Below are 23861 nucleotides of genomic sequence, written 5' to 3' on the forward strand. Positions count from 1 at the left end.
GTATGTCAGTCAATACATAAATCGCTGATAAAAACGAAGCCTGTCGAACTGTTCAATTGACTCCTGACTGACGTGCCTGCCGATGCGGGCCATCAGACAATTGGCCGGGTGAGAGCTGATTTCCGGTTCATCCGTTGCGAACCAGACAAGACCCCCGGCATTCATCATCTTTTCCATGATCTTTCTGTATTCCCACACATCTTTTTTCATTCCTTTTAAATCCCAATGCCAGTAATATTCCGTCGTCATGATGATGTACCGTTCCATCTGTTCATCCATCATGCTGACTGTCAGCAGCGTTTTTCCGACAGAACAGCCCCTGTAGCCGGGAGCGACCTCGATCGCCCCGAGTTCAAGGAGGTCTTCCATATTTCCGTCAGACCACCGTTCAAGCGGATCAGGATATAAATACGTCACATAGCCGATAATCGTCTGTCCGTCCCTGGCGATAATGATCCGACCTTCAGGAAGCCCGGCGATCTCGATTAACGCTTTGTGCTGTTCATGAGGAAGGCGAAAGGCTGTCAGGCCTTCATGAAACTCATACTGTGCTAGGTCATCTGGAGGAACGGGCCCTTCTACTAAAAGAGGGCCGGCTGCTGTCTGAATTAATGAAGAATGGTACGTTTTATGATGTTTCACTGATTCACCGCCTGTCGGTTCTTAATAAAAACACATCTCTCTTAAGCATAACAAAATATAAAGCGTTTTCAATAGTGTTGTAATTTATATTTTAAAAATTGAGAAAACTGTGAACATCTACTATAATTAGTCTATAGATAAGCAAAGGGGGATGTTGCATGAATTTGAAAGCGTTGCCGGCGGAAAAGGGGAATTATCATCTGCGAAATTATGAGGAAACGTACCGCAGCTTCGATTGGAAAGAGGTCGAAGCGGAGTTTTCCTGGCATCAGACGGGGAAGCTGAATGCGGCGTATGAAGCAATTGACCGTCATGCCGAATCATTTCGAAAAAACAAAGTAGCGCTGTATTACAAGGACGCAAACCGGGATGAAAAATACACATTTAAAGAAATGATGGAGGAATCGAACCGGGCGGGAAATGTACTGAGACGGTATGGAAACGTGGAAAAAGGGGACCGCGTTTTTATTTTCATGCCGCGTTCGCCGGAGCTTTACTTTATCATGCTCGGCGCAATTAAAATCGGTGCGATCGCCGGTCCTTTATTTGAAGCGTTTATGGAAGGCGCCGTCAAAGACCGCCTTTTGAACAGCCAGGCAAAGGTTGTCGTGACGACACCTGAACTGGCCGAACGGATTCCGGCGGACAGCCTGCCCGACCTCGAGCATATTTTCATTGTCGGCGGCAGCAAAGAAGCGGGAGATAAAATCATCCATTATGATAAAGCGGCTGAGGGAGAAAGCACGAGACTTGATATTGAATGGATGGACAGAAGAGACGGCTACCTGCTTCACTACACATCAGGATCTACCGGAACGCCCAAAGGTGTGCTCCACGTTCATGAAGCCATGATTCAGCAATACCAGACCGGCAAGTGGGTGCTTGATCTTAAAGAAGACGATATTTACTGGTGCACTGCGGACCCGGGCTGGGTGACCGGGACGGTGTACGGGATATTTGCGCCGTGGCTGAACGGAGCGGCGAATGTGATCGTCGGCGGCAGATTCAGTCCGGAAAACTGGTACGGCACGATTGAGAAGCTCGGTGTCAGCGTCTGGTACAGCGCTCCGACGGCTTTCAGAATGCTTATGGGCGCCGGGGATGAAATGGCATCCAAATTTGACCTTACTTCACTTCGTCACGTCCTGAGTGTCGGAGAACCTTTGAACCCCGAGGTCATCAAGTGGGGACATAAAGTATTCGGCAAGCGCATCCACGACACATGGTGGATGACAGAAACGGGCGGTCAGCTCATCTGCAATTATCCTTGCATGGAGATCAAGCCGGGTTCAATGGGGAAACCGATTCCGGGAGTGGAAGCGGCGATCGTTGACAATCAGGGAAATGAGCTTCCGCCGTACCGAATGGGAAATCTCGCCATTAAAAAGGGCTGGCCGTCGATGATGGATTCCATTTGGAATAACAAAGAGAAATATGATTCTTATTTCATGCCGGGCGGCTGGTATGTTTCCGGAGATTCTGCTTATATGGATGAAGACGGTTATTTCTGGTTCCAAGGCAGAGTCGATGATGTCATCATGACATCCGGCGAGCGCGTCGGCCCGTTTGAAGTCGAAAGCAAACTTGTTGAACATCCGGCGATTGCCGAAGCCGGCGTTATCGGAAAGCCGGACCCTGTCCGGGGAGAAATTATTAAAGCGTTTATCGCGCTCAGAGAAGGGCATGAGCCATCCGATCAGCTGAAGGAGGACATTCGCCTCTTTGTAAAACAGGGGCTTGCCGCGCATGCCGCACCGCGGGAAATTGAATTCAAAGATAAACTTCCAAAAACACGGAGCGGAAAAATCATGAGACGTGTGCTGAAGGCATGGGAGCTGAACCTGCCGGCAGGCGACCTGTCCACAATGGAAGATTAAAGACGGCGTTGACATCGTATCTTATTTATGTTAAAAATGAGTAAGCTTCATACGAAAAGGTTTTGATTGAGACAAGTAGGGTATCTGATTGTTCAAGAGAGCTGATGGCCGGTGAAAATCAGCACATAAGATATGCCGAATACACTCATGAACCGCTTTTGCGAACAAAGCCATTCCAAGGCTTTCAGTAGTGAAAGAGCGGACACGGTCCGTTATCAAAAAGAGTGATAAAAGCTTTTTTTATGTTTTTATTAGTAGGGTGGTACCGCGATTATATCGTCCCTTCGTTTTAAACGAAGGGGCGTTTTTTATTTTCATAAACAAAGGAGCAGACAAAATGACTAACTTATTAGAGGATTTATCATTCCGCGGCTTAATCCAGCAAATGACGGATGAAGAAGGACTGAATAAACAGCTGAACGAAGAAAAAATCCGTTTATACTCAGGGTTTGACCCGACGGCTGACAGCCTGCACATCGGACACCTTCTGCCGATATTGACACTGCGCCGTTTCCAGCTTGCAGGCCACCATCCGATTGCGCTTGTAGGCGGCGCGACGGGACTGATCGGCGATCCGAGCGGCAAAAAAGCGGAGCGTACGTTAAATACTCAGGATATCGTTGTCGAATGGTCGCAAAAAATTAAAAATCAGCTTTCCCGATTTTTAGATTTCGAGGCCGGAGAAAACCCCGCTGTCATAGCGAACAACTTTGATTGGATCGGAAAGCTGAGCATTATTGAATTTCTCCGTGACGTCGGAAAGAACTTCGGAATTAACTACATGCTTGCGAAAGATACTGTAAGCTCAAGAATTGAAACCGGAATTTCTTACACAGAATTCAGCTACATGATCCTGCAATCCTACGATTTTCTGAATCTGTACAGAGAAAAGAACTGCAAACTCCAAATCGGAGGCAGTGACCAGTGGGGCAACATCACGGCCGGTCTTGAACTGATCAGAAAATCAGAAGAAGAAGGGGCGAAAGCTTTCGGTCTTACCATTCCGCTCGTCACAAAAGCTGACGGCACGAAATTCGGCAAAACGGAAGGCGGCGCCATTTGGCTTGATAAAGAAAAAACATCGCCGTACGAATTCTACCAGTTCTGGATCAATACAGATGACCGCGACGTCGTCAAATACTTAAAATACTTTACTTTCTTGTCAAAAGAGGAAATTGAAGCTTATGCTGAAAAAACGGAGACGGCTCCTGAGAAAAGAGAAGCGCAGAAACGTCTCGCCGAAGAGGTGACTGTTCTTGTACACGGCCGCGAAGCGCTTGAGCAGGCCGTTCATATCTCCCAGGCGCTATTCAGCGGCAATATTAAAGAGCTTTCCGCTCAAGACGTCAAGGTAGGATTTAAAGATGTACCTTCGTTTGAAAAAGACCGCTCTGAAGAACTGTCTTTAGTAGACGTGCTTGTGGAATCTAAATTGTCGCCTTCAAAACGGCAGGCCCGCGAAGACATTCAAAACGGAGCTGTTTACATTAACGGCGAGCGCCAGACGGACATCGGGCATCTTCTGACTGCGGAAGACCGCATTGAAGATCAATTTACCGTACTGCGCCGCGGAAAGAAAAAATACTTCCTGATCACGTACTGAAAATAAAAAGCAGTCCGGCCGCTCAATGCGGCAGGCTGCTTTTTTATGTTTTGTGAATACTGCACGGGGAAATGAGTACAGTACATAGTATAAGCAAAACAGGGAAGGGGTGCTGCGCCGTGAATTTCATGTTTACCATCGCAAAAGAAAGATTGCAGCGGGATCATTGGGAACAGCAGCAAAGCATAAATGCCGAAGCCAAAGCCGAGGAATCAGAGACGGAAGAAGAAAATCCGACATCATAAAGGGAAAGCCTCCATTCTGCGGAATGGAGGCTTTTGATTGTCACCATATCAGCCTGACGGCGGCCATCAGCACGACTCCTGTGATGACCGTGATGGATAAGCTTTTTGTCCGCATCGCGCAAAGCAATGTCGGGATGAGAACGATCATTGCTTTCCAATCAAAGGTCAAAGCGCTGTTTGTTTTCACAATCATGCTTTCCGTTACCAGAGCCGTCAAAATACAAAGCGGAATAAAGGAGAGCCATTTTAAAGCCAACTCAGGCATCTGAATGTTCCGGACAAATATAAACGGAACAATGCGCGGCACAAGTGTAACAATCATGCAGCCGAGTATAATCCAGATCATTTGTGTGCTGATGCTCATTTGTCCGTCACCACCCCGATCGTTGCCACAATCACGGTTGAGGCGATAACCGCGATGTGTGACGGGACGAAATACGATAACAAGACCATAAAAATGATCATATAGAGAATTAAGGAGAGGCTGTGCTTCAGCTTTTCCGAAGCGGACGACTGCAATTGCAGCACAAGCAGCGCCGCAAACATAGCGGGCAAAGCAAAGTCCAGGCCGAGCGCGTAAGGATCAGATATCCATTGTCCGAGAAGCCCGCCCATTACGCAGGAAATAACCCAGCACACGTAAGCGGTTATATTGAGACCGTTCATCCACTTATCGTATAACCTGCCGTTCTGAGCCGCTTTGTTCACCGCTACCCCGAAAGATTCGTCAGTAAGCAAAGCCCCGAAGCCGATATTTTTCGCCAAAGAGTATTTCGTGAAATACGGCGCGATGGTCAGGCTCAGCAGAAGGTGCCGCAGATTGACGATAAACGTCGTTAAAATAATGGCGGAAATCGGACTCCCGGAAACAAGGAGCGAGCAAATAATAAATTGGGCGGCGCCGGCATAGACACACAAAGATAACAAACAAATTTCAAGAATGCTTAGATGAGAGGCAACGCCAACGATGCCGAAAGCAAAACCGATGCTCATATAGCCCAGCAGCGTAGGCACACAATCCCGCACCCCCTGTAAAAACGTATCGTTCATTTCCCGGGAAACGGCGGTTTTTTGCACTTCTGTGTTAATCATTTTTTATACTCCTTTCATAGAGATTATAATGATAACGACTAATGAAAAAATCAAAGAAAATACGGTTCACATTTATATGAACCGATTTCCGGTGACGACATGAAATAACGAATGGTTTTGTTTCATCAGGCCTTCAACTTTCTCAGCCCCTACTTCTTTCACAAGCTCCGCGAACATCAGATCGTGCCTCATATATTCCATGGCCACGAGAACGAGAGCGGGATCTTCTGATTTAATGGCCCAGGCATTCGTCTGCGGGGAAAAATTGGCGATTAAGACTTCTTTATTATCGCGGGCAGCTATCGTTAATCTCCCGCCCATCCGTTTCTCCGCCACTTCAGGAGACATATTATGATTTGTCGTATTTCCGAGCTTCACTTCCGGAGGGCCGAACACAATCGAAAAGACGGGCAATTGTTCGGCGGCGCGTTTGTTAGCGGCTTCTTGAATAAAGGGAATCTGCTGTTCCCAGACAGACAGCCACAACTCTTCCTCGGCTTTTTCAATCATATCCTTCATCTCATTGATGACATGATCATTCGTGCTGATGCGGCGGATGACATTCATCTCCTGCTCGCTTTCCAGAGCCAATAACTTTTCCTCAAGGTAGCCGAATGAGCTCTCGAAATCGTGCCGGAGCCGGTCGATTAATTCCTTTCCGGCCAGCGGGGCATATGTAACCGGATCAGACGGCACAATATGGACAGCGCCTTTATCAACTAATTTCCCCAATACCTCATAGATCATTGAGCGGGGAACGCCTGACCTTTTGCTGATTTCATATCCGGTAACAGGCGAGTGTTTCAACAAGCCGATATATGCTTTACATTCATATTGAGAAAAACCAAATTTCTGTAATTCTTTCAGAACATCCTCCATAAACATCCTCCGTAGTGGTTATTCATGAAACTACTATAATGTAAGCGGTTATATCTTGTCAATGGGACTTGAGTGCTGAAAGAAAGTTGCACCTGTTTTGTCGCTTTCCAACTTAGTTTATGGCCAGTTACATGTATGGCTTTTGTGAAAAACGTTGCCGTAGACCCACACGAATGCCGTTTGATATGATAAATTCAAGAAGTTAAAAAGAGGAGGATCACGGTGGAAAACACCTCTAAAATCGCTTTTTTATCGGTTATAAGCAATTCCCTGGTCGTCATGCTCAAAATAGTGGTGGGGATAATAACCGGATCTGTCGCGATACTTTCTGAAGCCATTCATTCTTTTTTAGATTTGATCGCCGCCTTCATTGCCTTTATCTCCGTCAGGATTTCAAAAAAGCCGGCTGATACAGGGCATCCGTACGGTCATGGAAAAGTCGAGAATCTGTCGGGGACTATCGAGACGATTCTGATTTTTGCGGCAGGGATTTGGATGATATATGAATGCGTTCAAAAACTGGTCAACCCGGCGCCGGTTCATCTGCCCGTATTGGGCATTGTTGTGATGCTTGCGGGGGCTCTCATTAATTTGATCGTTTCGAAGTTCGTAAAAAGAGAAGCCGAAAAGGTTAATTCCGTGGCAATGAAATCAAATGCCCTGCATTTACTGACTGACGTGTACACATCATTAGGCGTAGCGGCAAGCCTTTTGGTCGTTACCGTAACGGAGTGGTACATACTTGATCCCATTATAGGTATGGTGCTGGCGGTGTATATCATATATGAAGCGTTTAAGTTAATGAAAGAAGCATTCCCGCCGCTGATTGATACCCGTTTGTCGGAAGAGGAAGAAAAAACAATTTTAAAGATTATTGAAACATTTCAACAGGAATTTATTGAAATTCACGATTTTCGTACAAGACGCTCCGGCCCGCAGGAGTATATTGATTTTCACCTGGTCGTAGCCTCTCACGTGACGATTAAAGACGTGCACGACCTGTGTGACCGCATTGAAAGGGATATTACGAATGAATTCAAACAAGCACAGGTAATGATTCACCCCGAGCCGGAGAGCGAGAGGAAGAAATAAATCGATCTTATGTTTGCGTTTGTTCCCGGCAAAAGGCCCGTTCCCACGGGTCTTTTTGTTGTATAAATGACTATTTCTCGCTCATATGAGAGAGAAGCTTATACACGTGAGGGGTTCATTTCATACGTTATGTTGTAAAGAAAAAGGGAGGTGAACAGAATTGAACGCTATTTCTGTTAAAGAAATTGAACATGGAGTTGCCGTTGCGGAAAGAGAAGGTTTAGGGGAGTATTTATACCAAGAACCGGTTTCTAAAAAATGTTCGCGCCGTTCCCGCAGCAGAAAACGGACACACCGTTCCCGCAGCAGAAGACGGACGCATCACCGGACACACCGTTCCCGCAGCAGAAGACGGAGCCATCACCGGACACACCGCTCCCGCAGCAGAAGACGGACGCATCACCGGACACACCGTTCCCGCAGCAGAAGACGGACGCATCGCCGGACACACCGTTCCCGCAGCAGACGGTCTCATCAAAAACGTACCCGCAAACGCTGTTTTAAATGCTGACTGCAGACTCTATTACAAGTAACGGGGATCTGCTATAATGGCAAGAGAACTGCATAAAAGATCCGGTATCATCATCTGCGGACACTGAACTGACAACATGGCGCTGTTTGTTCGTGTCCGTTTTTTATGTCAAAAAAGATGCCGGAGGATAAAAAGGAAGGGATGACGCCGAATGAAGCTGAATGAGGATTTTTATAACTCTGAAGGAAAGACAGTCTCTTTGCCAAACATAAGCAGCAAGCTTTTGCATATCACGGACAGCGGGCATATCAGCATTGACTTCATCAGCATAAGCAGGCTGCGGAAGGCTTCAAAAATCGCGATCTTAGGTGACAGCGTCGCCCGGGGGCTGCGTGCGGAATACGGCTTTGGTGACATTCTGAAAGACCGGACAAACGCTGAAATAACCAATCTGTCTGTCAGCGGCGTTAACATGAGCAACAACGGAAGCGGTAACATTTATCAGCAGGCGCTTAAAACAAAGGGACATGATGTCATCATTGTCCAGGGAACAGATGATGATTGGTGCAACCACATTCCCATCGGCACAGATGAAAAGGATATCACCACATTTTACGGAGGCTTCTGCCAAGTGATCCAGCAGCTGCGGAGCGGAAATAAAGGCGCGAGCATCATTGTGGTGACCCCAACGAGACAAGCAAAAATATCAAAAGGAAAAATCGTCCGCCGTGATACTGATAAAAATAAACTGGGCCTGAAGCTGGCTGACTATGTGAAAGCCCAAAAAGAAGCCTGCACACTCCTCTCTGTACCGTATGCCGACCTGTTTGATACAGATCTCATCGACCCGTATAATCCCGCTTTCCGCAGCATGTGCATGTCAGAAGGTCTTCATCCGAACGAGAAAGGGCATCAAATCATATTTCAGGAAATCTGCCGGAATTATTATTACTATTATGGGTAACACAGCGCTAACAGATTATTTTCGGCTTTGCTTTTCTAAAAGCTCAATTATTCTTTGAGATGCGTGTCTTTGCGCTCTCAAAAGCGAGATGATATTACCGGTAAAACCGATTAAAATGATAAGCAGCAAAATGATCATCCACATAGCGAACCTCCTGTCGAGTGTCGAAAAACCCACTCTTAATTTTACTTATTATGGATGGGGAAGAGAATAGGTCTAACTATTGGTGTTTCTTTATAAATCCATAAAAAAAGCACAGACTGAACGGGTCTGTGCTTTTTTCTCTTATTTCAGCAGGTTCAATGATTCACGATTAAAGGCTTCCAAATCGTCAGGTGTTCTGCTCGTTACGATGTTATGGCTCACGACGACTTCTTCATCTTTATAATTTGCGCCGGCATTGATTAAGTCTTTGCGGATGCTGCGGAATCCCGTGATATCTTTTCCTTTAAGAAGGTCGGTATCAATCAGCAGCTGCGGGCCGTGGCAGATCGCGAAAACAGGTTTCTGATCTTCCACGAATGCTTTAGTGAATTCACCCGGGCGGTCATCTCCGCGCAGAAGATCCGGTGAAAAGCCTCCGGGAATCAATAACGCATCGAATTCCTTGGCGTCTGCGTCTGAGATCGCTTGATCGATCTTTACTTTCTCACCGTGCTTGCCCGTCACTTCTTTCCCTGCTTCCAAATCTATTGTCACCACACTGTGGCCCGCTTCTTTAAATGCTTCCGCCGGGCTTGTATATTCAATATCCTCAAATTGATCTGTCATCAGAACTGCGATTTTTTTGCTCATACATCATGCCCCCTGTGAATTTGTATATGACAAGAATATCAGGCGGATTGCCGCCTCACAACGTATTTGCTTGTGAAAAAAAGACCCCTCTGAAAAAGAGGAGCCAAAAGGTACGGAGGTCTGCTGAAACTTACGTGTTTAACCTGAGATAAGGCAAGAAATCGAACCAATTACTTTTTGTGTCTTTTTTTATTCTTTTTACACCCGCATTTCCCCGGATCTCCCGGATCAATGACTTCGTGAATTGTTTCTTCCTGATAAACGTGGCGGGGAACATAACGGATATGCTCTCTGTTAATGTGTTTGATGGGATGGACGTAAACCACTTCTTTGTCAGTATACTTGTCAGTCACAATATACTTAGGGTCACAGTAATACACTTTCGATTTTTTACCCATTCATCTCACCTCCCGTACTTTATTAAATGCTGACAAGGAGGATTTTGCATCGGACAAGTACCCCATGGCAAGTCCACAATTTTTCATATGCAATTTCGTTTTTCTGATTTTTCCTGAATCCGCCTCAAATTGGAATGGCTAACCCTTTTTGAGCGGGGAAATCTATAAAAAAGAATTCAAAAACGATTCTTTTCTCAGGTCAATCGAGATGCATACATCTTTAGGGGGATTTCAGAATGCTCGATGAAAAAACGATTGAAACCATTAAAAGCACAGTGCCGGTCTTAGAAGAGCATGGTGAAGAAATCACAGGCCGGTTTTATGACCTGCTGTTTCAGCATCACCCTGAGCTGCTGAATATCTTTAATCAGACAAATCAAAAGAAAAAAACACAGCGTACGGCCTTGTCGAATGCTGTGATCGCGGCCGCAGCCAATATTGACCGGCTGGAAAACATAGTCCCCGTCGTCAAACAAATCAGCCATAAGCACCGGAGTATCGGTGTTAAGCCCGAGCATTACCCAATCGTTGGAAAGTACTTGTTAATCGCGATAAAGGATGTGCTAAAAGACGGGGCCGCTCCTGAGGTCATTCAGGCATGGGAAAAAGCATACGGCGTCATTGCAGACGCTTTTATCGGAATTGAGAAGGACATGTACGAACAAGCGGAAACGCAAAAAGGCGGCTGGAAAGACTATAAGGCGTTTACAATTGATAAAAAGGTAAAAGAAAGCAAGGAGATAACGTCGTTTTATTTAAAACCGGAAGACGGACAAGTTCTCCCCGAATTCAAAGCGGGGCAGTATATCAGTGTAAAAGTATACATTCCGGACACGGGATATACGCATATCCGCCAGTACAGCTTATCCGACGTGTCCGGTGAGGATTATTACCGGATTTCCGTGAAAAAAGAAGGGGTTGTTTCCTCATATCTGCATGACCAATTACACGAAAAGGATTCAATTGAGATCAGCGCTCCGGCCGGGGATTTCGTATTAGACCCTGATTCTAAAAAGAATCTGGTTCTCATCAGTGCCGGTGTCGGAATTACCCCGATGATCAGCATGTTAAAGACGGTTGCCAAAACCCAGCCGCAGCGAAACGTTCTCTTTATCCATGCGGCAAGGAGCGGAGAGTATCATGCGTTGCGGCATGAAGCAGAAGAAGCCGCGGAACACTCATCCGTTGACACCCTCTTTATTTACAGCGAGCCGTCCGAACAAGACCGTTCAGAAAACATTCGTTTTCGGGAAGGCCGGATTGACAAACAGCTGTTAGAAGAAGTGATGACAGATAAAGATGCTGATTTTTACCTGTGCGGATCACCGTCGTTCATTAAAGAAATGAAAAAGCTGATTTCTGAATTCAATACACCGCCGGAATCCATTCACTATGAATTATTCGAACCCCAGCTGAGTATGGTGTGATGGAAGAAGGAAGGACGATGATTTTAATGTATGAAGCACCCGGATTGGGTGCTTTTTTATTCTCTTGCAAGGAACGATTGAATTAAGTGCCGCCGCATGTTAAAAACACATGAGCCGAGAGTTGGATATTAGCGTGATTGCTCTCAGTCAGCTTTCTCACGGGGCGTTGAACAGCGGCAGGATAAACGACCGATGATGTCAGACATAAGAGAATCGGGACACATTGAACAGGACGCGGATGTCATTGGGGTTCTTTATCGGGATGATTATTACGACAAGGAAAGTGAGAGCAAAAATTTATTGAGATCAAATAGGCAAGCAGCGAAACGGCCCGGTCGGAACTGTTTCACTCGTGTTCATCAAAGAGTACGGGCTTTTTGTCAACTTGGAGCGGCGTTTTGACGATTAGAGATTGGTATGAAGCAGCGCTCCGAAACAATTATTACTCACTTATCCTGCTGATCGAATTTTTGGTGTGCGAGAAAAAAAACGGTGCGGCTGCAGGATTCGGAAGAGGTGCTGAATTTTTATTTACAAGAGAAATTTAAAGACGGGATGAACGCTTATTTGTTGGTATACGAACAACGGATTTAAAGGAGGAAACAGTATGAGATTAATCAGTTTAGATCATATAAAGAGATAAACTTGTCATAGACACGACACAGTACGGTTACTTTGCGGTTATTCTATCCAATGGAGCTGCAAGGATGGCTCCGCTCCCCACATACAGGGAAACAAAGATAATTACAAATCATGGCAAGATCACCCGCGTTAAATGGGACGAAGGAGAATTGTTTAATTGGATACAAGTCCAAGACGGAAAGCCTGCGGACACTGATCATTGTACAGAATTACTGTGCTCTGATTGGTGTCCGTTTTTTTGTTTTCCGGAAGCGGCTTATTTAAGGGGAATTAAACAGGAGGAAACATATGTAAGATTTAATCATTGAATATAAAAGCGCATTGAAAGATGTACCGGCAGTTATCGGAGGTTGCTGACAGTCTCTTAACCGCTGAACAAAACAGCGATAAAAAGATTATTGGCGGCATGATAAGCGACATTGAATACAATCGAATGGCTGCAGAACGGAAGACAACCCGGCGCCCGCCGTGGTGCTGATCGCAGGGATGCGTATAAAAGGACGATCCTTTCTGATCCGCGTTTAATTGATGCGCTGCCGGAAGAATATGCAATCGTTCAGGACCCTGATGGAGAGGCAAGCGATTGGAACAGGGAAAGAATAGCGATCTTTATCTGTACTGACAGACCCCGAGAAAGATATTTTTATCATGCACGCTGTGCAAAATATGTTTATGAAGAAATAGCTGCTTTACTCAATATAAAAAAAGGAACCGTCCAAAAGAATATTGAACGATCCCTCTTAAAAATGAAAAATAGAGCAAATGACAGCCTTTTTGTTTAGCTTAACAGGCTGTCTTTTTTATGATGATCTTTTATTAATGCCAAGCCGCTCACGTAATGCAAATTGAAGAAGCTGCGAAAAGTTTACACCTTCTTTTTCTGCTGCTTCCGCCAGCCATTTAGGTACAGTAAGTGTCTTTTTCACCGCTTTGTTTTCCATTTCATCACGGACAATATCTGTCCAGGCGCTTACCATAACAACAAAACCGGTTGCCGGCACTTTGATATATTTTGGAGCGGAGGGGGAAGGGATGTCTTCGCCGTCTTCTTCCATGCCATATAGAAAGCCTTCGAGCGCATCTTTTGCCATGATCATAGCATCATCCACGTTCTCGCCTTCTGAAATGCAGCCGGGTAAATCGGGAAAGGTAATTGTGTAGCCGTCGCTTCCGTTTTCTCCTGCATCAAAAATCGCCGGAAATAAATACTTTGCCATATATATAAAACCTCCTTACAAGGGGGTTGTTTAAGTATAGAATTTAGTGTGCTGGGTTTGAAGTCTTTTTTGGATGTGGGACTGTTACCGTGCCCGGTTTGGTTGGATGTTAAAGTGGTGATGACTACCAACAACCCGCTTTAAATACCACCCATCTTTTGTAAGTATCTTTATGATATCTCTTGAAGACTTCATGTTTCCCTCCCTTCATATATATTAAGAGACATATTATTTATACGTGTCGATACTTATTTTATAAAAAAAGCATTTTTGTCTTACTTGAGACTAATTTATGAAAAGAACTTTCGTTCGACAAATTTCGTAAATGGTTTCATTGTCATGCTCTTTTGCCGATAAAAGGGATTGAGGTGATAATATGCAAAACCATTCGTTGATGGAAGCGAAAGAAATATCGAAATACCTAGAAAAAAGATACGGGAAACCCTATAAAGAAAATCTGACCATTCAGCAAGTTGTTAAAGAAGCATTAAAAAGAGATCACAGTGAAGAGCAATTGAAACTGATGGTTAATAGATTAGATTCGAATCTCAATGTTTCAAATGATCTAAGCTCTCTTACAACTATTCCTTTTACATTACTTACATCAGCTCTTGCCGCAGTGCTTAGTGTCTTTGTTGTTATGTTCACTTTCTATTTCAATACTACTAATAGTTTTTCCAACACTATGTTACAAAAGGATAAAGAAAATAAGATAAATCCTGGAGACATCCTTAATACTATTATTGAAATTGGAATGCAACTAGTTTCGCCAATATTTTATTTTAGTATTATTATGACTCTTATAATGTTTGGGACGTGGGGGTGGCTCACAACTAAAAGTAAGAGATATTATGAACAGCAGCGGGGTTTTAAGTTGTTATTAGACGAAGTAATGGAAGAGTTTAAAAAAGAATCTAAAAAAGAATCTAAAGAAGAATCTAAAGGATAGGCATTGGACAGTTGGCATCATTCTACGGGATGGTGCTTTTTTATATTCTCTGTAAACTGCTTCCGGTAAATCAGTCGTTGATATTTACTGATTTTGTTTCCATGTAGTTAATAAGAATCATTTATTATGCTCTACCATTTTTCCGCCTCTAATAATGTGTTAACATGTTTTTAATAAATCATTATCTTTACAGCTAGTACAAGAAAAAAACAAATTGTTAGAAAGTTGCAAGTAGAAAAAATATTTCATATTTTATAAAATGTGGGTGTACTTAAAAACAAGCACCCGGAATTATGCAGATTGGAGAAATCAAAATGACTAATAAGAAAATTATCTTTGACATTATTATGTACATTATTTTCGGTGGGGTAAGTGTTTACTTATTTTCGCAAACTAATTTTGGAACAGGTGCGTTGATTTGTATTATCGTAATTTATCTTGCTGTTATCGCGTATAAAGTCAAACAGTTAGTCAGTCGGGCTGATTCTTAGGGTGCGTTAAGGGGGATTAGTAAGTGAAAAGGAAAAAATTTTTGGCCGGGGTTTTGGCTGCGTCAATCGCTTCAGGTACAGTTTTACCAACAAGTTCTGCGTTTGCTGAAAGCATTCAAGCACCTTCCTATGAACAGTTAAATAAGGATTTTAAAATCACAAGTGAAGTAATTAAGGATGACGGCAAACTAGTGGAGATTCAATACGCTAAACAAGGTGAGAAACACAAAGCTGTGCTTAATGCAAAAGATCATACTGTTAAAGTGGACGGTGAAGTACAAAAAGGTTTGAACTATGATTTTGATGAAAAGAAAGCAGAGATAGCAAATGGCACTCAAAATTCATCAGCGACAGATACATTCACAACAATGGCCGCGAAACCAAAGGCAGGATATAAGTATGTTGGAACGGTGTCTGGTCATACAAAAGAGTCTAAAAATGCAGTCACCTTAGTGGGATCTTTATTTGGAACAATTCCTGGGCTTGGATGGGGTGCTAAGGCTGCAGGTGTCTTGTTTGCTTACTGGACCAAAGAACGAATCCCTGATGCTTATTACAAATATGATTTGTATGAAAAAGGTGCAATGACTAACTCATGGTATCAATATACTACAACTCAATTTTTTGAAGATAAAGCACATAAAAAGCCGATGGGTAAACCTTGGACAAGTAGCCCAACAAAAATCGACTTGCCTAATAGCTAACTGGGAAAGCAGGTGTTTAAGCCTGCTTTTTTATATTCTCTGCAAACTGCTTCCAATAAATCTCGGAAATACGAATGGCGGTTAACAGTCTGAGGACGGGGGGCAGTTTAGAAAGAATATGATTGGAGGGATTACATGAAAACAATTAATTAAGCCTTTGAGGAATTAGGAAAGAATCTAAGGTGTGCGGCTGAAAGGATGCCAACACCCAAACCGCTATCCACAGAAGCTTTTATTATGTTGAGTAAAGGAGATAGAGCATGGAAACAATTTATGCGCACCCATTTGAGACGTCATGGTTTATTTCGCTCACGTTCTTCTGTTTATCGTGTGTAGTCTGTTCAGGTAAATCAGAAAAGGAATAAGCATGGCAAGGCAACGTGATGAGTTAGACAAAATCTATAATACAGCACGCTGGAAGCGGGTAAAAAAAGCCGTTCTAATTAGGGACGGCTATTTGTGTTGTGAGTGACGTCGTCGTGGATTAATAGGAGACAAATACGGTCCACAATCTCATCACATTAAGAGATGATCCAAGCGGGGCATTTGATCTTGATAATCATAAAACGATCTGTTTAAAGTGCCACAACAGGAGGAACCCGGAAAGAAGCGGTGGGGAGAAGGAAAAAACGATTATATGAAAGTAACACTTATAGCGGAAAATATGGAAGGGTTTTTCTCCATAATAGAGAATTTTTAGGGAAGGATATTAAAGCAGGTAAATCATATTCAAAGTCGTATTATCCTAAAAAGACAAAGTTTTTTATGTCCCAACATACTTCGATAGCCGGCTGGAAAGGTTCACTTCCTGATACTTCAACTGGAACATTGGCTCCTGCTCTTGCGAATAAAATAGCAATGCTGTATCCAGAGATAATAAATACTCACAGCAAAAAAACAATGCCCTTACCGGCTAAAGCAAATTTCCCGGCTGTACCTGTCGATAAAAGAGCTAAATGGGATAGCAGAACGGATCGAGGTAACTATATAAAGAAGTACATCGACACATACGGTGATCCGAAGTGGAATTGGAGTTCATTCGATATTCACCATGTGCTTCCGCTAAAGTATGGGGGAAAAAATAACTTTAATAATTTGTATCCTCTCCCTCGTGATATGCACCAAAATCTATTAAATCCTTGGAGGGATAAATATTAATAAGTAAGAGGTGGCTCAATGGCAGTTTTTGTTGAAAAAACGCTCCAAGGTCTAAAAGAATTAATTGATGAAAAAGGCCGCTTAAAAATTTTAGGGAATGAAGGAACTCTTTTAGAAACAGAATGTACTTTTTCTAAAGGTGCAACAGATCTGGAGATTGAGAGTTTTGAGAAGAAAATAAAAGTCTCACTTCCTGAAGATTATAAAACCTTTTTAAAATTGCATAACGGAGCCAGAATATTTGATTTGTTGATTTACGGTGAGAATGTAGGTGGGGGGTTGCATATTCTTAATTTAGAAGAGATTGAAAAGTATATGCAAAATGGTTTTTTAAAGCCTCAGTTTATTCCCGTCGCACATCTGTTAGACGGATGTTATTTGTTAATTGACAAAACCAAAATATCCACAGATCCAAACTATTTATGGTTCCACGGATTTGTCGAGTATGAACCAATGCAACTTAATTTTGAGATATTTTTAGATAGGTATATTTTATCTCAGGGATCAAGTTTTTGGGAATGGAATATCTACACTGCTGAGAATTATTATAGGACTCACCAGGGTGATGAGGATTAACCTTTCCTACAGTTGGGTTGGTTCATTTTTACTATTAGACTTCGATTTGAACTTTTAAAAATAGGTTTAATTTAAGAGACGAACCGATTAATTGGTGTATAGAGGATTTATAAAAAGCGCAGATACTCTGCGCTTTTTTATTTAAGTATTTTCCTAATCATTCGCAGCCCGTTTTTGGAAGAAGGATAACGGAAAGCGAAGTCGAAGCGGTTCGTTTGTTTGACGACGCTTTTTTTGTGCGTAAACGTGTTAAAGCTGTCAAATCCGTGATAGCTGCCGATGCCGCTTTCCCCGACGCCGCCGAATGGCAAATACGGTGTCGCAACATGCATTAACGTATCATTGACACAGCCGCCGCCAAACGACAGGTTCTCTAAAACAGTTCGCTCGATTCCTTTGTTTGTGGTGAAGAGATACAGGGCGAGCGGCTTTGGGCGCGATTGGACTTTCTCAATGACTTCCCCGATATCACGGTATGTAAAGAGCGGAAGAATTGGCCCGAAAATCTCCTCCTGCATCACTGGAGAGTCATCCTTCACTTGATCTAGAATCGTCGGCGCTATTTTGTGGTGATCAGGATTAAATTGTCCGCCTGTAAGCGGGACGCCATCATTCAGAAAGCTGAGCAGCCGCTGATAGTGGCGTTCACTGACGATTTTGCCGTACTGCGGATTTTGTTCAGGCTGAGGGCCGTAAAATTCGCTGATCGCACGCTTCATTTCTTCTGTGAGCTTCGTTTTGATATCTTGGTGGACAAATAAATAATCCGGTGCGATGCAGGTTTGCCCTGCATTTGTAAATTTCCCGAAGACGATGCGTTTGGCGGCAAGCTGTATATCAGCATCCTTATGGACAATGCAGGGACTTTTGCCGCCGAGCTCCAAGGTAACGGGAATTAATTGTTTGGCGGCGGCCTCCATGACGATTTTTCCCACGGCAACGCTTCCGGTGAAGAAAATATAGTCAAAGGGCTGCTGTAATAACACAGTGCTGACGTCGGGTCCGCCCTCCGCCATAGCGACATAGTCACTCGGAAAAACGCTGCTGATGAGTTTGGAAAGAACAGCGGAAACCGCCGGCGTATATTCTGACGGTTTAAGAACGACTGTGTTTCCGGCCGCAATGGCTCCAATCAAGGGTGAAAGCGCCAGCTGCAAGGGATAGTTCCAAGGCGCAATCACCAAAACGGTTCCATACGGCTCAGGGATGATGATGCTCTTGGAGCCTAGGTGAGTCAGAGGCGTTTTGGCTCGTTTCGGTTTGATCCATTTCCCAAGCCGCTTCATCACAAAACTGATTTCCTCCAGTACAATTCCGATTTCTGTTGTGTACGACTCCTGTTCGGATTTGTGGAGATCCTGATAGAGAGCGGCTGTTATATCGGCTTCTTGTGTTTTGATGGCTTGTTTCAGCTTTTGCAGCATGTTCAGTCTCGATTCTAGCTGTCTCGTATGCCCCGCCGCAAAATAGGCTTTGTGCTTGCTGACGATAGAGGGGATGCTGTTCATTTCGTCTCTCCTTTTTGTAAGGTATGGTGATTTATTATGTGGAAAATTTCTTCTGCTTGTCAAATGGGGGTTTCTAATGTACATGTAGCTGAAAAGCCAGTAGGCACATAAAAAAAGCCCCGGACAGGGGCTTTTTTTAATAAAGAGAGGGAGCATCTGTCCATTATTCTGACAGCCCAAAAGAAAAACCCCGGAAACATTGTCATTACAACATGTCCGGGGTTTAATCCAATGCTCTTTAAAGAGCGTTTTACTTAACGGGAGTAGAACTCAACGATAAGCGCTTCGTTAATTTCCGGAGCAAGCTCAGAGCGCTCTGGAAGACGAGTGAATGTACCTTCAAGCTTTTCAGCGTCGAAAGTAAGGTACTCAGGAACGAAGTTGTTTACTTCTACAGATTCTTTGATGATAGAAAGGTTTCTTGATTTTTCGCGAACACCGATTGTTTGACCAGGTTTTACTTGGTAAGACGGAATGTCAACGCGGCTTCCGTCAACAAGGATGTGACCGTGGTTAACTAATTGGCGTGCTTGACGGCGAGTGCGCGCAAGACCGAGCTTGTACACAACGTTATCAAGACGTGCATCTAAAAGAATCATGAAGTTTTCGCCGTGTTTACCAGTCATTTTTGCAGCTTTGTCAAACAATGTGCGGAATTGACGTTCGTTTACACCGTACATGTGACGAAGTTTTTGCTTTTCTTGCAATTGCAAACCGTATTCTGATAGTTTTTTACGCTGTCCCGGACCGTGGGGACCTGGTGCGTAAGGGCGTTTTTCTAATTCTTTACCTGTACCGCTAAGAGAGATTCCTAAACGGCGAGACAGTTTCCAAGATGGACCTGTATAGCGAGCCATAATGTGACTCCTCCTTTGGTTTTATTTTGTGGAAAATAAAAACCGTCTGTTCGATCCGACCGTGCACATTTTGTTTTCATGTATCCTCGCTCCAGCAGCAGAGAGTTACACGATACACCTTACAGCTAAGGAACAAAATGCAAACACAGAAGCTGAACAAAAAGGCTGCAATATTTCACACAAAGAACATTATATGATTTTTCCCCGCCGCCGTCAACCATTTCTCCATGAAGAGTGCCGGTTTATGATATAATGTACAAAAATGAGTAGTACATGTTTAGGTGATAAAAATGAAAAAACAAACAATTGATGAAGTGACGGCCTTTCATCAGAAAATGCTTTCTTTTTTCTTAACGAAATCTGAATCCGTCTCATTATCCGACTCGCTGTTATGGCTGGCCTCAGCTCTAGAATCCTGCTTTACATCTCTTTCATTGACCCTTTCACCGGCAGAATCAACACGTTTCACCATAAAAACAGAAGATGAACCGCATTATGCTCCGCTGAAAGAGAGCGACGGCCGTTTTATGATCAGGAATCAGACGTCCGGCAGATCCTTTTATCTGTGCTCGGAAGGCGGGCTGCCGATCCCGGAATCATTGCCTGAGATCGTTACTCAGTTTATTAATCAATCTGTGAGACAAAGCGGGCTGTTTGACAAAACGAAGCATCAGCGGAAAATTCACAGAATGACAGAAATGTTCCATTCGCTTTTGGACCAAAATGAGGTTTTGGAAAAACTGCAGGCAAGTTTGAGTACGGCTTTCCGGTCTTTCCGTTTTTCACTGTTTATCACGCAGGATCAGGATACGGACAGACAGCTTCCCGCAAAAGAATTACATATGGAAGGAAAAGATGCCGATCCGTCTGCCCTGAAGGTTTATTTATCGGGGAGACTGCTCAGAAAAGGCAGGTCATCTGCTTATCTGCCGATCAAAGGCCAGCAGGGGACTTACGGGGTTCTGAAGACGGAGGGGCTGCAGGATGCCGTTCTTTCGTGCAGTACTCTCAGTGAAATGCTGCTGCTTGCGGGCGCAGCGGGAAAAGCATTTGAAAATGCGCAGCTCTATGAGCAATCGAAAAAAAGCATTGCGAATCTGGAGCTCATTAATGAAACATCGCGCCAGCTGAATCAGCGCCTCAGACTCACTGATACGATGAGGGAGCTCGCCGCCATTATGACCCAATCGTTTCATGCGGAAGAAGTGGCTTTTTTTCATATTGATCATTTTGAGACGCAAAATCTGCTTCCGGGACATACCGCTTTTTTTAAGACAGAACGTGCGAACCCTTATATCAGCATTGTGAAAGAAAAGCTGTTCGAGGGAGAAAAGGGCGTGTTTATCGGCAGCGGAAAGACTGTATTCGGCGAAAACGGCTACGGCTCGCTGATGGCGGTGCCGATGATCGAAAATGACACCGTCTTCGGGTTCGCGATTTTATTGAAAAAGGATTTGTATGCTTTTACGTTTGAAATGTATAAGCTTTTTCAAGCGCTCATTCACCATGCGACATTGGCGGTCACGAACTCCATGCTGCGCGACAGGCTTGAGCATCTTGTTCAGACAGACCAGCTGACGGAGCTGTATTCAAGAACCTATTTGGATGAGAAAATTCAATACAGCATGAAAATTCATAAACGGGGTGTATTCATCCTCGTTGATATCGATAATTTCAAAAATATTAATGATACATACGGTCATCAAACGGGAGATTCGATCCTGATTCAGGTGGCCTCCGTTATGAAGAACCATATTCGTGAGCATGATGTCGCTGCAAGGTGGGGGGGCGAGGAGCTGGCTGTCTATCTGCCGAATATCAACGTGTCATCCGGAGAACGCATCGCTAAAAGGCTGGTTCGCGCCATCCGGGAAAACACCGAGCCGCGCGTGACGATTTCCTGCGGCGTTTCCTGCTGGTCAAAGTCCGGCCCGATGCCGTTGAAATTGCTCGTTCAGCAAGCGGATGAGGCGCTTTATATCGCCAAACGGAACGGCAAAAACCGGCTGATCATCCATCAAAACAGCACGACGACATAAAAAAGGAGCCGGCCTGCCGGCCGGGCTCCTTTTTTTATCCTAATCGTTTTTCAAGCGTTTCAACGAACTTTGCTAAATAGGTTTCGTCCGTTTCATCAAAACGGTTTTTCACGGGGCTGTCAATGTCCAGCACACCGATCACTTCACCGTTTACGCGGATCGGGAGAACGATTTCTGACTGGGAAGCCGCGTCACAGGCGATGTGTCCCGGGAACGCATTCACATCGGCAATCCGCTGCACGTCGCCATTAGAGTAGGCAGTGCCGCATACGCCTCTGCCGAACGGAATGCGCACACAGGCAGGAAGTCCTTGAAACGGTCCGAGCACGAGCTCGCCCTCTTTAGCGAAGTAAAACCCCGCCCAGTTGACTTCATGTAATGAATGGTATAAAAGCGCTGACGCATTCGCGTAATTTGCGATCGCATCCGTTTCATCTTCTGTCATGGCTTCGAGCTGTTTAAGCAGAAGCTGATAACTTTTTTCTTTATCTCCGGATTGTTTTTCGACATGAAACATGGAAAACCCTCACTTTTTCTATAATATCAAACAAAGTTCCGGCCGTTCTGCCGGCATTTGTCGAGAAGTTCTTACAGGAACGGCGCCTTTCTGCTTGAATTGTTACACATAAAGGGGTGAGCCGTATGAAAGTAAGCACCAAAGACAAAATTATTAACGCCGCTGTCCAGCTGTTTAACCAAAAAGGTTATTCCGGCACGTCCGTCCGTGAAATCGCAAAGTCAGCTGATGTAAATGTTGCGCACATCTCCTACTATTTTAAAGGGAAAGGCGGATTAATGGAACATTTAGTTTCCGAGTTTTACGAAGGCTATACTGAAGCGCTGGAAAAAGCCGCCGTCAGTATGAACGGTGAAGACGCGCAGGAACGCATCCTGCGGGTGATTTTCGATATTTTATCCTATCAGCACGATAACCGTCAATTAACGCGGTTTGTATATCGGGAAGTAACGATTGATTCCGTGCTTATCAGGGAAATTATGTCTACTTACTTAATGAAAGAAAAATATATTTTCCAGCTGGTGATTGAAGAAGGGCAGTCACGCCACAGACGGCTGACGCTGCCCGTGCCGCATTTTATTCTGCAATTGAAATCCCTCTTGATGATGCCGTATCTTCAGCCTCAATACATTACCGAGGTGCTCTATATGCAGCCTCATGAACCGTACTTTTATAAAAGGTATTTTGAAGAGGTGAAGATCTGGATCGAAAGCGTGTTCCGACGGCCTGATGCGGCGCTTATGAAGTAATGATGCTTTTGTACGTTTCATAGGAACTGCCGACATCTTCCGCTTGATGGGCGTCCGACCCGAATATGAGCGGGATTTTTTTTTGCTTCGCCGTCTCAGCCATCCAATCCTCCATGTATACTTCCCCGGCAAACTTCTTTCTGAGCCCGGATGTATTCACATCCAGCTCCATTCCGTGTTCTTTCGCGGCGTCAAGACAGCGGGCCGCAAGCTCTCTTATTTGAGGTGACATGCTGTAAGGGAAAAGGCGCGCGAATTTTTTGACGAGCGTGATATGGCCGACCCGTTTTGGCTTAAAGGGGCCGAGCGGTGTTACAATGGAAGAATACACAGTTTCATAGTATTGTTCATATACGGCTTCAACGCTTCCGAAGCGGTCGGCAAGCTGCTGAAAGGCGTGCTCGTCAAAATCGAGGCATATATAAGACGGGCCGGTCTTCAAAAAATGAACGGATAAAATGCCGTCATCCAGTGAGGGGCCGTACGTGTTCAGAAACGCCGCGGTTTCCTCTTCATACCCTGTGATAAAATCGGTTTCTAGCCCAGTCAGAATGCTGATTTGTCCATCGTATTCCTTTTTCAGCTGTGACAGCCGCTCCAAATAAACCTCCATCTGTCTGAGATCCATCGCGCTGTCCTGAAACGGTACGGGATCTTGAAATGACGGAGGAAGGGGGGCGTGCTCTGTAAATGTGATCGAGTCAAAGCCTCTTTCCAGGGCCTTTTCGACATATTGTTTCAGCGCATCCTTCGAGCCGTGAGGGCAAAAAGGCGTGTGGATATGAGCGTCTCGTTTTTCCATTTGTGTCACTCCATTAAAAAATTGCAGAATCCTGCCGAAATTATGCAAAAAGTTTTTGATTTCTGGTCAAAAAATGTTGGTTACATGGTATCATAATAACAATGAAAACGACAGATTTTCTCAATACATATATTGAAATCTTTCTGAATACATAAAACACCCTGAC

29 protein-coding genes, 3 pseudogenes and 1 other annotated feature are annotated in these 23861 nt (G+C 44.3%); of the genes and pseudogenes, 19 read left to right on the plus strand and 13 right to left on the minus strand.

What is annotated here, in order from left to right:
* Positions 1 to 9 precede the first annotated feature (9 nt).
* On the minus strand, positions 10 to 642 hold the full coding sequence (locus tag CXL14_RS09315; RefSeq protein ID WP_014418651.1) for a GNAT family N-acetyltransferase: 633 nt from the start codon (positions 640 to 642) through the stop codon (positions 10 to 12).
* A 158-nt stretch (positions 643 to 800) separates the two neighbouring features.
* On the opposite strand from CXL14_RS09315, the gene acsA reads away from it, so the two are divergent.
* From acsA to sr7p, 3 genes are all read left to right on the plus strand, one after another.
* A complete protein-coding gene (gene acsA, locus CXL14_RS09320; RefSeq protein WP_014418650.1) occupies positions 801 to 2519 on the plus strand; it encodes an acetate--CoA ligase in 1719 nt (572 codons plus the stop codon).
* A gap of 53 nt (positions 2520 to 2572) precedes the next feature.
* Positions 2573 to 2806, plus strand: a binding site (T-box leader).
* Positions 2807 to 2856: 50 nt separating this feature from the next.
* A complete protein-coding gene (gene tyrS, locus CXL14_RS09330; protein ID WP_007613147.1) occupies positions 2857 to 4122 on the plus strand; it encodes a tyrosine--tRNA ligase in 1266 nt (421 codons plus the stop codon).
* A gap of 119 nt (positions 4123 to 4241) precedes the next feature.
* On the plus strand, positions 4242 to 4367 hold the full coding sequence (gene sr7p / locus CXL14_RS20525; RefSeq protein ID WP_007408768.1) for a small protein SR7P: 126 nt from the start codon (positions 4242 to 4244) through the stop codon (positions 4365 to 4367).
* 40 nt (positions 4368 to 4407) lie between these two features.
* Here the strand turns inward: sr7p and CXL14_RS09335 are convergent, their stop codons facing one another.
* The 3 genes from CXL14_RS09335 to CXL14_RS09345 all read right to left on the minus strand — a co-directional run bounded on the left by CXL14_RS09335 (position 4408) and on the right by CXL14_RS09345 (position 6338).
* Entirely contained in the window at positions 4408 to 4731 is a 324-nt protein-coding gene (locus CXL14_RS09335) for an AzlD domain-containing protein (protein WP_007408767.1), read from the minus strand.
* Entirely contained in the window at positions 4728 to 5459 is a 732-nt protein-coding gene (locus tag CXL14_RS09340; RefSeq protein ID WP_014418649.1) for an AzlC family ABC transporter permease, read from the minus strand. Before CXL14_RS09340 ends, CXL14_RS09335 begins: the two co-directional genes overlap by 4 nt.
* Positions 5460 to 5531: 72 nt before the next feature.
* On the minus strand, positions 5532 to 6338 hold the full coding sequence (locus CXL14_RS09345; protein WP_007408765.1) for a TrmB family transcriptional regulator: 807 nt from the start codon (positions 6336 to 6338) through the stop codon (positions 5532 to 5534).
* Between the two features lie 222 nt (positions 6339 to 6560).
* Here CXL14_RS09345 and CXL14_RS09350 point away from each other — a divergent pair, with 222 nt between their 5' ends.
* From CXL14_RS09350 to CXL14_RS09360, 4 genes and pseudogenes are all read left to right on the plus strand, one after another.
* A complete protein-coding gene (locus CXL14_RS09350) occupies positions 6561 to 7430 on the plus strand; it encodes a cation diffusion facilitator family transporter (RefSeq protein ID WP_014418648.1) in 870 nt (289 codons plus the stop codon).
* Between the two features lie 160 nt (positions 7431 to 7590).
* Positions 7591 to 7641, plus strand: a pseudogene (locus CXL14_RS20635) (hypothetical protein); the annotation flags it as partial.
* A 47-nt stretch (positions 7642 to 7688) separates the two neighbouring features.
* Positions 7689 to 7934 carry a hypothetical protein gene (locus CXL14_RS20055; RefSeq protein ID WP_032863536.1) on the plus strand — a complete coding sequence of 82 codons (246 nt, stop codon included), beginning with the start codon at positions 7689 to 7691 and terminating at the stop codon, positions 7932 to 7934.
* A gap of 179 nt (positions 7935 to 8113) precedes the next feature.
* Positions 8114 to 8866: an SGNH/GDSL hydrolase family protein gene (locus CXL14_RS09360; protein WP_014418647.1), complete on the plus strand. Its 753-nt coding sequence runs from the start codon at positions 8114 to 8116 to the stop codon at positions 8864 to 8866.
* Between the two features lie 15 nt (positions 8867 to 8881).
* Here the strand turns inward: CXL14_RS09360 and CXL14_RS20530 are convergent, their stop codons facing one another.
* The 3 genes from CXL14_RS20530 to CXL14_RS09370 all read right to left on the minus strand — a co-directional run bounded on the left by CXL14_RS20530 (position 8882) and on the right by CXL14_RS09370 (position 10059).
* Positions 8882 to 9010 carry a hypothetical protein gene (locus CXL14_RS20530; RefSeq protein ID WP_014721673.1) on the minus strand — a complete coding sequence of 43 codons (129 nt, stop codon included), beginning with the start codon at positions 9008 to 9010 and terminating at the stop codon, positions 8882 to 8884.
* A gap of 141 nt (positions 9011 to 9151) precedes the next feature.
* On the minus strand, positions 9152 to 9661 hold the full coding sequence (locus tag CXL14_RS09365) for a type 1 glutamine amidotransferase domain-containing protein (RefSeq protein WP_014418646.1): 510 nt from the start codon (positions 9659 to 9661) through the stop codon (positions 9152 to 9154).
* A gap of 170 nt (positions 9662 to 9831) precedes the next feature.
* Positions 9832 to 10059: a hypothetical protein gene (locus CXL14_RS09370; protein ID WP_007613133.1), complete on the minus strand. Its 228-nt coding sequence runs from the start codon at positions 10057 to 10059 to the stop codon at positions 9832 to 9834.
* A gap of 236 nt (positions 10060 to 10295) precedes the next feature.
* Here CXL14_RS09370 and hmpA point away from each other — a divergent pair, with 236 nt between their 5' ends.
* The 5 genes and pseudogenes from hmpA to CXL14_RS09390 all read left to right on the plus strand — a co-directional run bounded on the left by hmpA (position 10296) and on the right by CXL14_RS09390 (position 12910).
* Entirely contained in the window at positions 10296 to 11486 is a 1191-nt protein-coding gene (hmpA, locus tag CXL14_RS09375; protein WP_014418645.1) for an NO-inducible flavohemoprotein, read from the plus strand.
* A gap of 103 nt (positions 11487 to 11589) precedes the next feature.
* Positions 11590 to 11895 (plus strand): annotated as a pseudogene (locus CXL14_RS09380) (DnaB-like helicase C-terminal domain-containing protein); the annotation flags it as partial.
* Positions 11864 to 12034, plus strand: coding sequence for a hypothetical protein (locus CXL14_RS20165; RefSeq protein ID WP_014418644.1), 171 nt, complete (start codon positions 11864 to 11866; stop codon positions 12032 to 12034). The pseudogene CXL14_RS09380 and the gene CXL14_RS20165, both read left to right, overlap by 32 nt.
* Before the next feature lie 159 nt (positions 12035 to 12193).
* Positions 12194 to 12436 (plus strand): XtrA/YqaO family protein, encoded by a 243-nt coding sequence (locus CXL14_RS20640; protein WP_014418643.1) that lies wholly within the window; start codon positions 12194 to 12196, stop codon positions 12434 to 12436.
* Positions 12429 to 12910 (plus strand): annotated as a pseudogene (locus CXL14_RS09390) (sigma-70 family RNA polymerase sigma factor). The gene CXL14_RS20640 and the pseudogene CXL14_RS09390 overlap by 8 nt, the downstream one beginning before the upstream one ends.
* 18 nt (positions 12911 to 12928) lie before the next feature.
* Here CXL14_RS09390 and CXL14_RS09395 read toward each other — a convergent pair.
* The gene (locus CXL14_RS09395) at positions 12929 to 13345 is read right to left on the minus strand and encodes a type II toxin-antitoxin system HicB family antitoxin (protein ID WP_014418641.1); all 417 of its coding nucleotides are present in this window, start codon (positions 13343 to 13345) and stop codon (positions 12929 to 12931) included.
* A gap of 84 nt (positions 13346 to 13429) precedes the next feature.
* Entirely contained in the window at positions 13430 to 13540 is a 111-nt protein-coding gene (locus CXL14_RS20645) for a type II toxin-antitoxin system HicA family toxin (protein ID WP_101287773.1), read from the minus strand.
* 181 nt (positions 13541 to 13721) lie between these two features.
* Between CXL14_RS20645 and CXL14_RS09405 the strand changes: the two genes are divergently transcribed.
* The 5 genes from CXL14_RS09405 (at position 13722) to CXL14_RS09425 (ending at position 17223) form a co-directional block, all read left to right on the plus strand.
* Positions 13722 to 14294, plus strand: a complete 573-nt coding sequence (locus CXL14_RS09405) for a hypothetical protein (protein WP_017418373.1) — start codon at positions 13722 to 13724, stop codon at positions 14292 to 14294.
* Positions 14295 to 14608: 314 nt separating this feature from the next.
* Positions 14609 to 14785 (plus strand): hypothetical protein, encoded by a 177-nt coding sequence (locus CXL14_RS20580; protein WP_017418372.1) that lies wholly within the window; start codon positions 14609 to 14611, stop codon positions 14783 to 14785.
* A 23-nt stretch (positions 14786 to 14808) separates the two neighbouring features.
* A complete protein-coding gene (locus CXL14_RS09410; RefSeq protein WP_014418639.1) occupies positions 14809 to 15489 on the plus strand; it encodes a hypothetical protein in 681 nt (226 codons plus the stop codon).
* Between the two features lie 612 nt (positions 15490 to 16101).
* Positions 16102 to 16647: an HNH endonuclease signature motif containing protein gene (locus CXL14_RS09420; protein ID WP_014721671.1), complete on the plus strand. Its 546-nt coding sequence runs from the start codon at positions 16102 to 16104 to the stop codon at positions 16645 to 16647.
* An 18-nt stretch (positions 16648 to 16665) separates the two neighbouring features.
* Positions 16666 to 17223, plus strand: coding sequence for an SMI1/KNR4 family protein (locus CXL14_RS09425; RefSeq protein WP_014418638.1), 558 nt, complete (start codon positions 16666 to 16668; stop codon positions 17221 to 17223).
* A gap of 137 nt (positions 17224 to 17360) precedes the next feature.
* On the opposite strand, the gene CXL14_RS09430 is transcribed toward CXL14_RS09425, so the two are convergent.
* Positions 17361 to 18731, minus strand: coding sequence for an aldehyde dehydrogenase (locus CXL14_RS09430; RefSeq protein WP_101287775.1), 1371 nt, complete (start codon positions 18729 to 18731; stop codon positions 17361 to 17363).
* Positions 18732 to 18985: 254 nt separating this feature from the next.
* Positions 18986 to 19588, minus strand: coding sequence for a 30S ribosomal protein S4 (rpsD, locus tag CXL14_RS09435; protein ID WP_003152406.1), 603 nt, complete (start codon positions 19586 to 19588; stop codon positions 18986 to 18988).
* A 290-nt stretch (positions 19589 to 19878) separates the two neighbouring features.
* Here rpsD and CXL14_RS09445 point away from each other — a divergent pair, with 290 nt between their 5' ends.
* The gene (locus CXL14_RS09445) at positions 19879 to 21627 is read left to right on the plus strand and encodes a sensor domain-containing diguanylate cyclase (protein ID WP_014418636.1); all 1749 of its coding nucleotides are present in this window, start codon (positions 19879 to 19881) and stop codon (positions 21625 to 21627) included.
* Positions 21628 to 21661: 34 nt separating this feature from the next.
* On the opposite strand, the gene CXL14_RS09450 is transcribed toward CXL14_RS09445, so the two are convergent.
* Complete coding sequence (locus CXL14_RS09450; protein ID WP_007408037.1) at positions 21662 to 22144, minus strand: GAF domain-containing protein; 483 nt, start codon at positions 22142 to 22144, stop codon at positions 21662 to 21664.
* Between the two features lie 125 nt (positions 22145 to 22269).
* On the opposite strand from CXL14_RS09450, the gene refZ reads away from it, so the two are divergent.
* Positions 22270 to 22893, plus strand: a complete 624-nt coding sequence (gene refZ / locus CXL14_RS09455; RefSeq protein WP_007408038.1) for a forespore capture DNA-binding protein RefZ — start codon at positions 22270 to 22272, stop codon at positions 22891 to 22893.
* Here refZ and hisJ read toward each other — a convergent pair.
* Positions 22883 to 23695 carry a histidinol-phosphatase HisJ gene (gene hisJ / locus CXL14_RS09460; RefSeq protein WP_101287777.1) on the minus strand — a complete coding sequence of 271 codons (813 nt, stop codon included), beginning with the start codon at positions 23693 to 23695 and terminating at the stop codon, positions 22883 to 22885. The genes refZ and hisJ overlap by 11 nt on opposite strands.
* Positions 23696 to 23861 lie beyond the last annotated feature (166 nt).

It is taken from the genome of Bacillus sp. SJ-10, from assembly GCF_002843505.1.
GTDB lineage: Bacteria > Bacillota > Bacilli > Bacillales > Bacillaceae > Bacillus > Bacillus velezensis.

Bases quoted from the DNA above. Each gene is read 5' to 3' on its own strand.
- CXL14_RS09335 (WP_007408767.1), bottom strand. From the start codon at position 4,731: ATGAGCATCAGCACACAAATGATCTGGATTATACTCGGCTGCATGATT.
- CXL14_RS09360 (WP_014418647.1), top strand. From the start codon at position 8,114: ATGAAGCTGAATGAGGATTTTTATAACTCTGAAGGAAAGACAGTCTCT.
- CXL14_RS09340 (WP_014418649.1), bottom strand. From the start codon at position 5,459: ATGATTAACACAGAAGTGCAAAAAACCGCCGTTTCCCGGGAAATGAAC.
- CXL14_RS20530 (WP_014721673.1), bottom strand. From the start codon at position 9,010: ATGTGGATGATCATTTTGCTGCTTATCATTTTAATCGGTTTTACCGGT.
- CXL14_RS09450 (WP_007408037.1), bottom strand. From the start codon at position 22,144: ATGTTTCATGTCGAAAAACAATCCGGAGATAAAGAAAAAAGTTATCAG.
- hmpA (WP_014418645.1), top strand. From the start codon at position 10,296: ATGCTCGATGAAAAAACGATTGAAACCATTAAAAGCACAGTGCCGGTC.
- acsA (WP_014418650.1), top strand. From the start codon at position 801: ATGAATTTGAAAGCGTTGCCGGCGGAAAAGGGGAATTATCATCTGCGA.
- CXL14_RS20640 (WP_014418643.1), top strand. From the start codon at position 12,194: ATGGCTCCGCTCCCCACATACAGGGAAACAAAGATAATTACAAATCAT.
- CXL14_RS09395 (WP_014418641.1), bottom strand. From the start codon at position 13,345: ATGGCAAAGTATTTATTTCCGGCGATTTTTGATGCAGGAGAAAACGGA.
- CXL14_RS09365 (WP_014418646.1), bottom strand. From the start codon at position 9,661: ATGAGCAAAAAAATCGCAGTTCTGATGACAGATCAATTTGAGGATATT.
- CXL14_RS20580 (WP_017418372.1), top strand. From the start codon at position 14,609: ATGACTAATAAGAAAATTATCTTTGACATTATTATGTACATTATTTTC.
- CXL14_RS09425 (WP_014418638.1), top strand. From the start codon at position 16,666: ATGGCAGTTTTTGTTGAAAAAACGCTCCAAGGTCTAAAAGAATTAATT.
- CXL14_RS09370 (WP_007613133.1), bottom strand. From the start codon at position 10,059: ATGGGTAAAAAATCGAAAGTGTATTACTGTGACCCTAAGTATATTGTG.
- rpsD (WP_003152406.1), bottom strand. From the start codon at position 19,588: ATGGCTCGCTATACAGGTCCATCTTGGAAACTGTCTCGCCGTTTAGGA.
- CXL14_RS09405 (WP_017418373.1), top strand. From the start codon at position 13,722: ATGCAAAACCATTCGTTGATGGAAGCGAAAGAAATATCGAAATACCTA.
- refZ (WP_007408038.1), top strand. From the start codon at position 22,270: ATGAAAGTAAGCACCAAAGACAAAATTATTAACGCCGCTGTCCAGCTG.
- CXL14_RS20645 (WP_101287773.1), bottom strand. From the start codon at position 13,540: ATGAAGTCTTCAAGAGATATCATAAAGATACTTACAAAAGATGGGTGG.
- tyrS (WP_007613147.1), top strand. From the start codon at position 2,857: ATGACTAACTTATTAGAGGATTTATCATTCCGCGGCTTAATCCAGCAA.
- CXL14_RS09445 (WP_014418636.1), top strand. From the start codon at position 19,879: ATGAAAAAACAAACAATTGATGAAGTGACGGCCTTTCATCAGAAAATG.
- CXL14_RS09345 (WP_007408765.1), bottom strand. From the start codon at position 6,338: ATGGAGGATGTTCTGAAAGAATTACAGAAATTTGGTTTTTCTCAATAT.
- CXL14_RS09430 (WP_101287775.1), bottom strand. From the start codon at position 18,731: ATGAACAGCATCCCCTCTATCGTCAGCAAGCACAAAGCCTATTTTGCG.
- CXL14_RS20055 (WP_032863536.1), top strand. From the start codon at position 7,689: ATGTTCGCGCCGTTCCCGCAGCAGAAAACGGACACACCGTTCCCGCAG.
- hisJ (WP_101287777.1), bottom strand. From the start codon at position 23,695: ATGGAAAAACGAGACGCTCATATCCACACGCCTTTTTGCCCTCACGGC.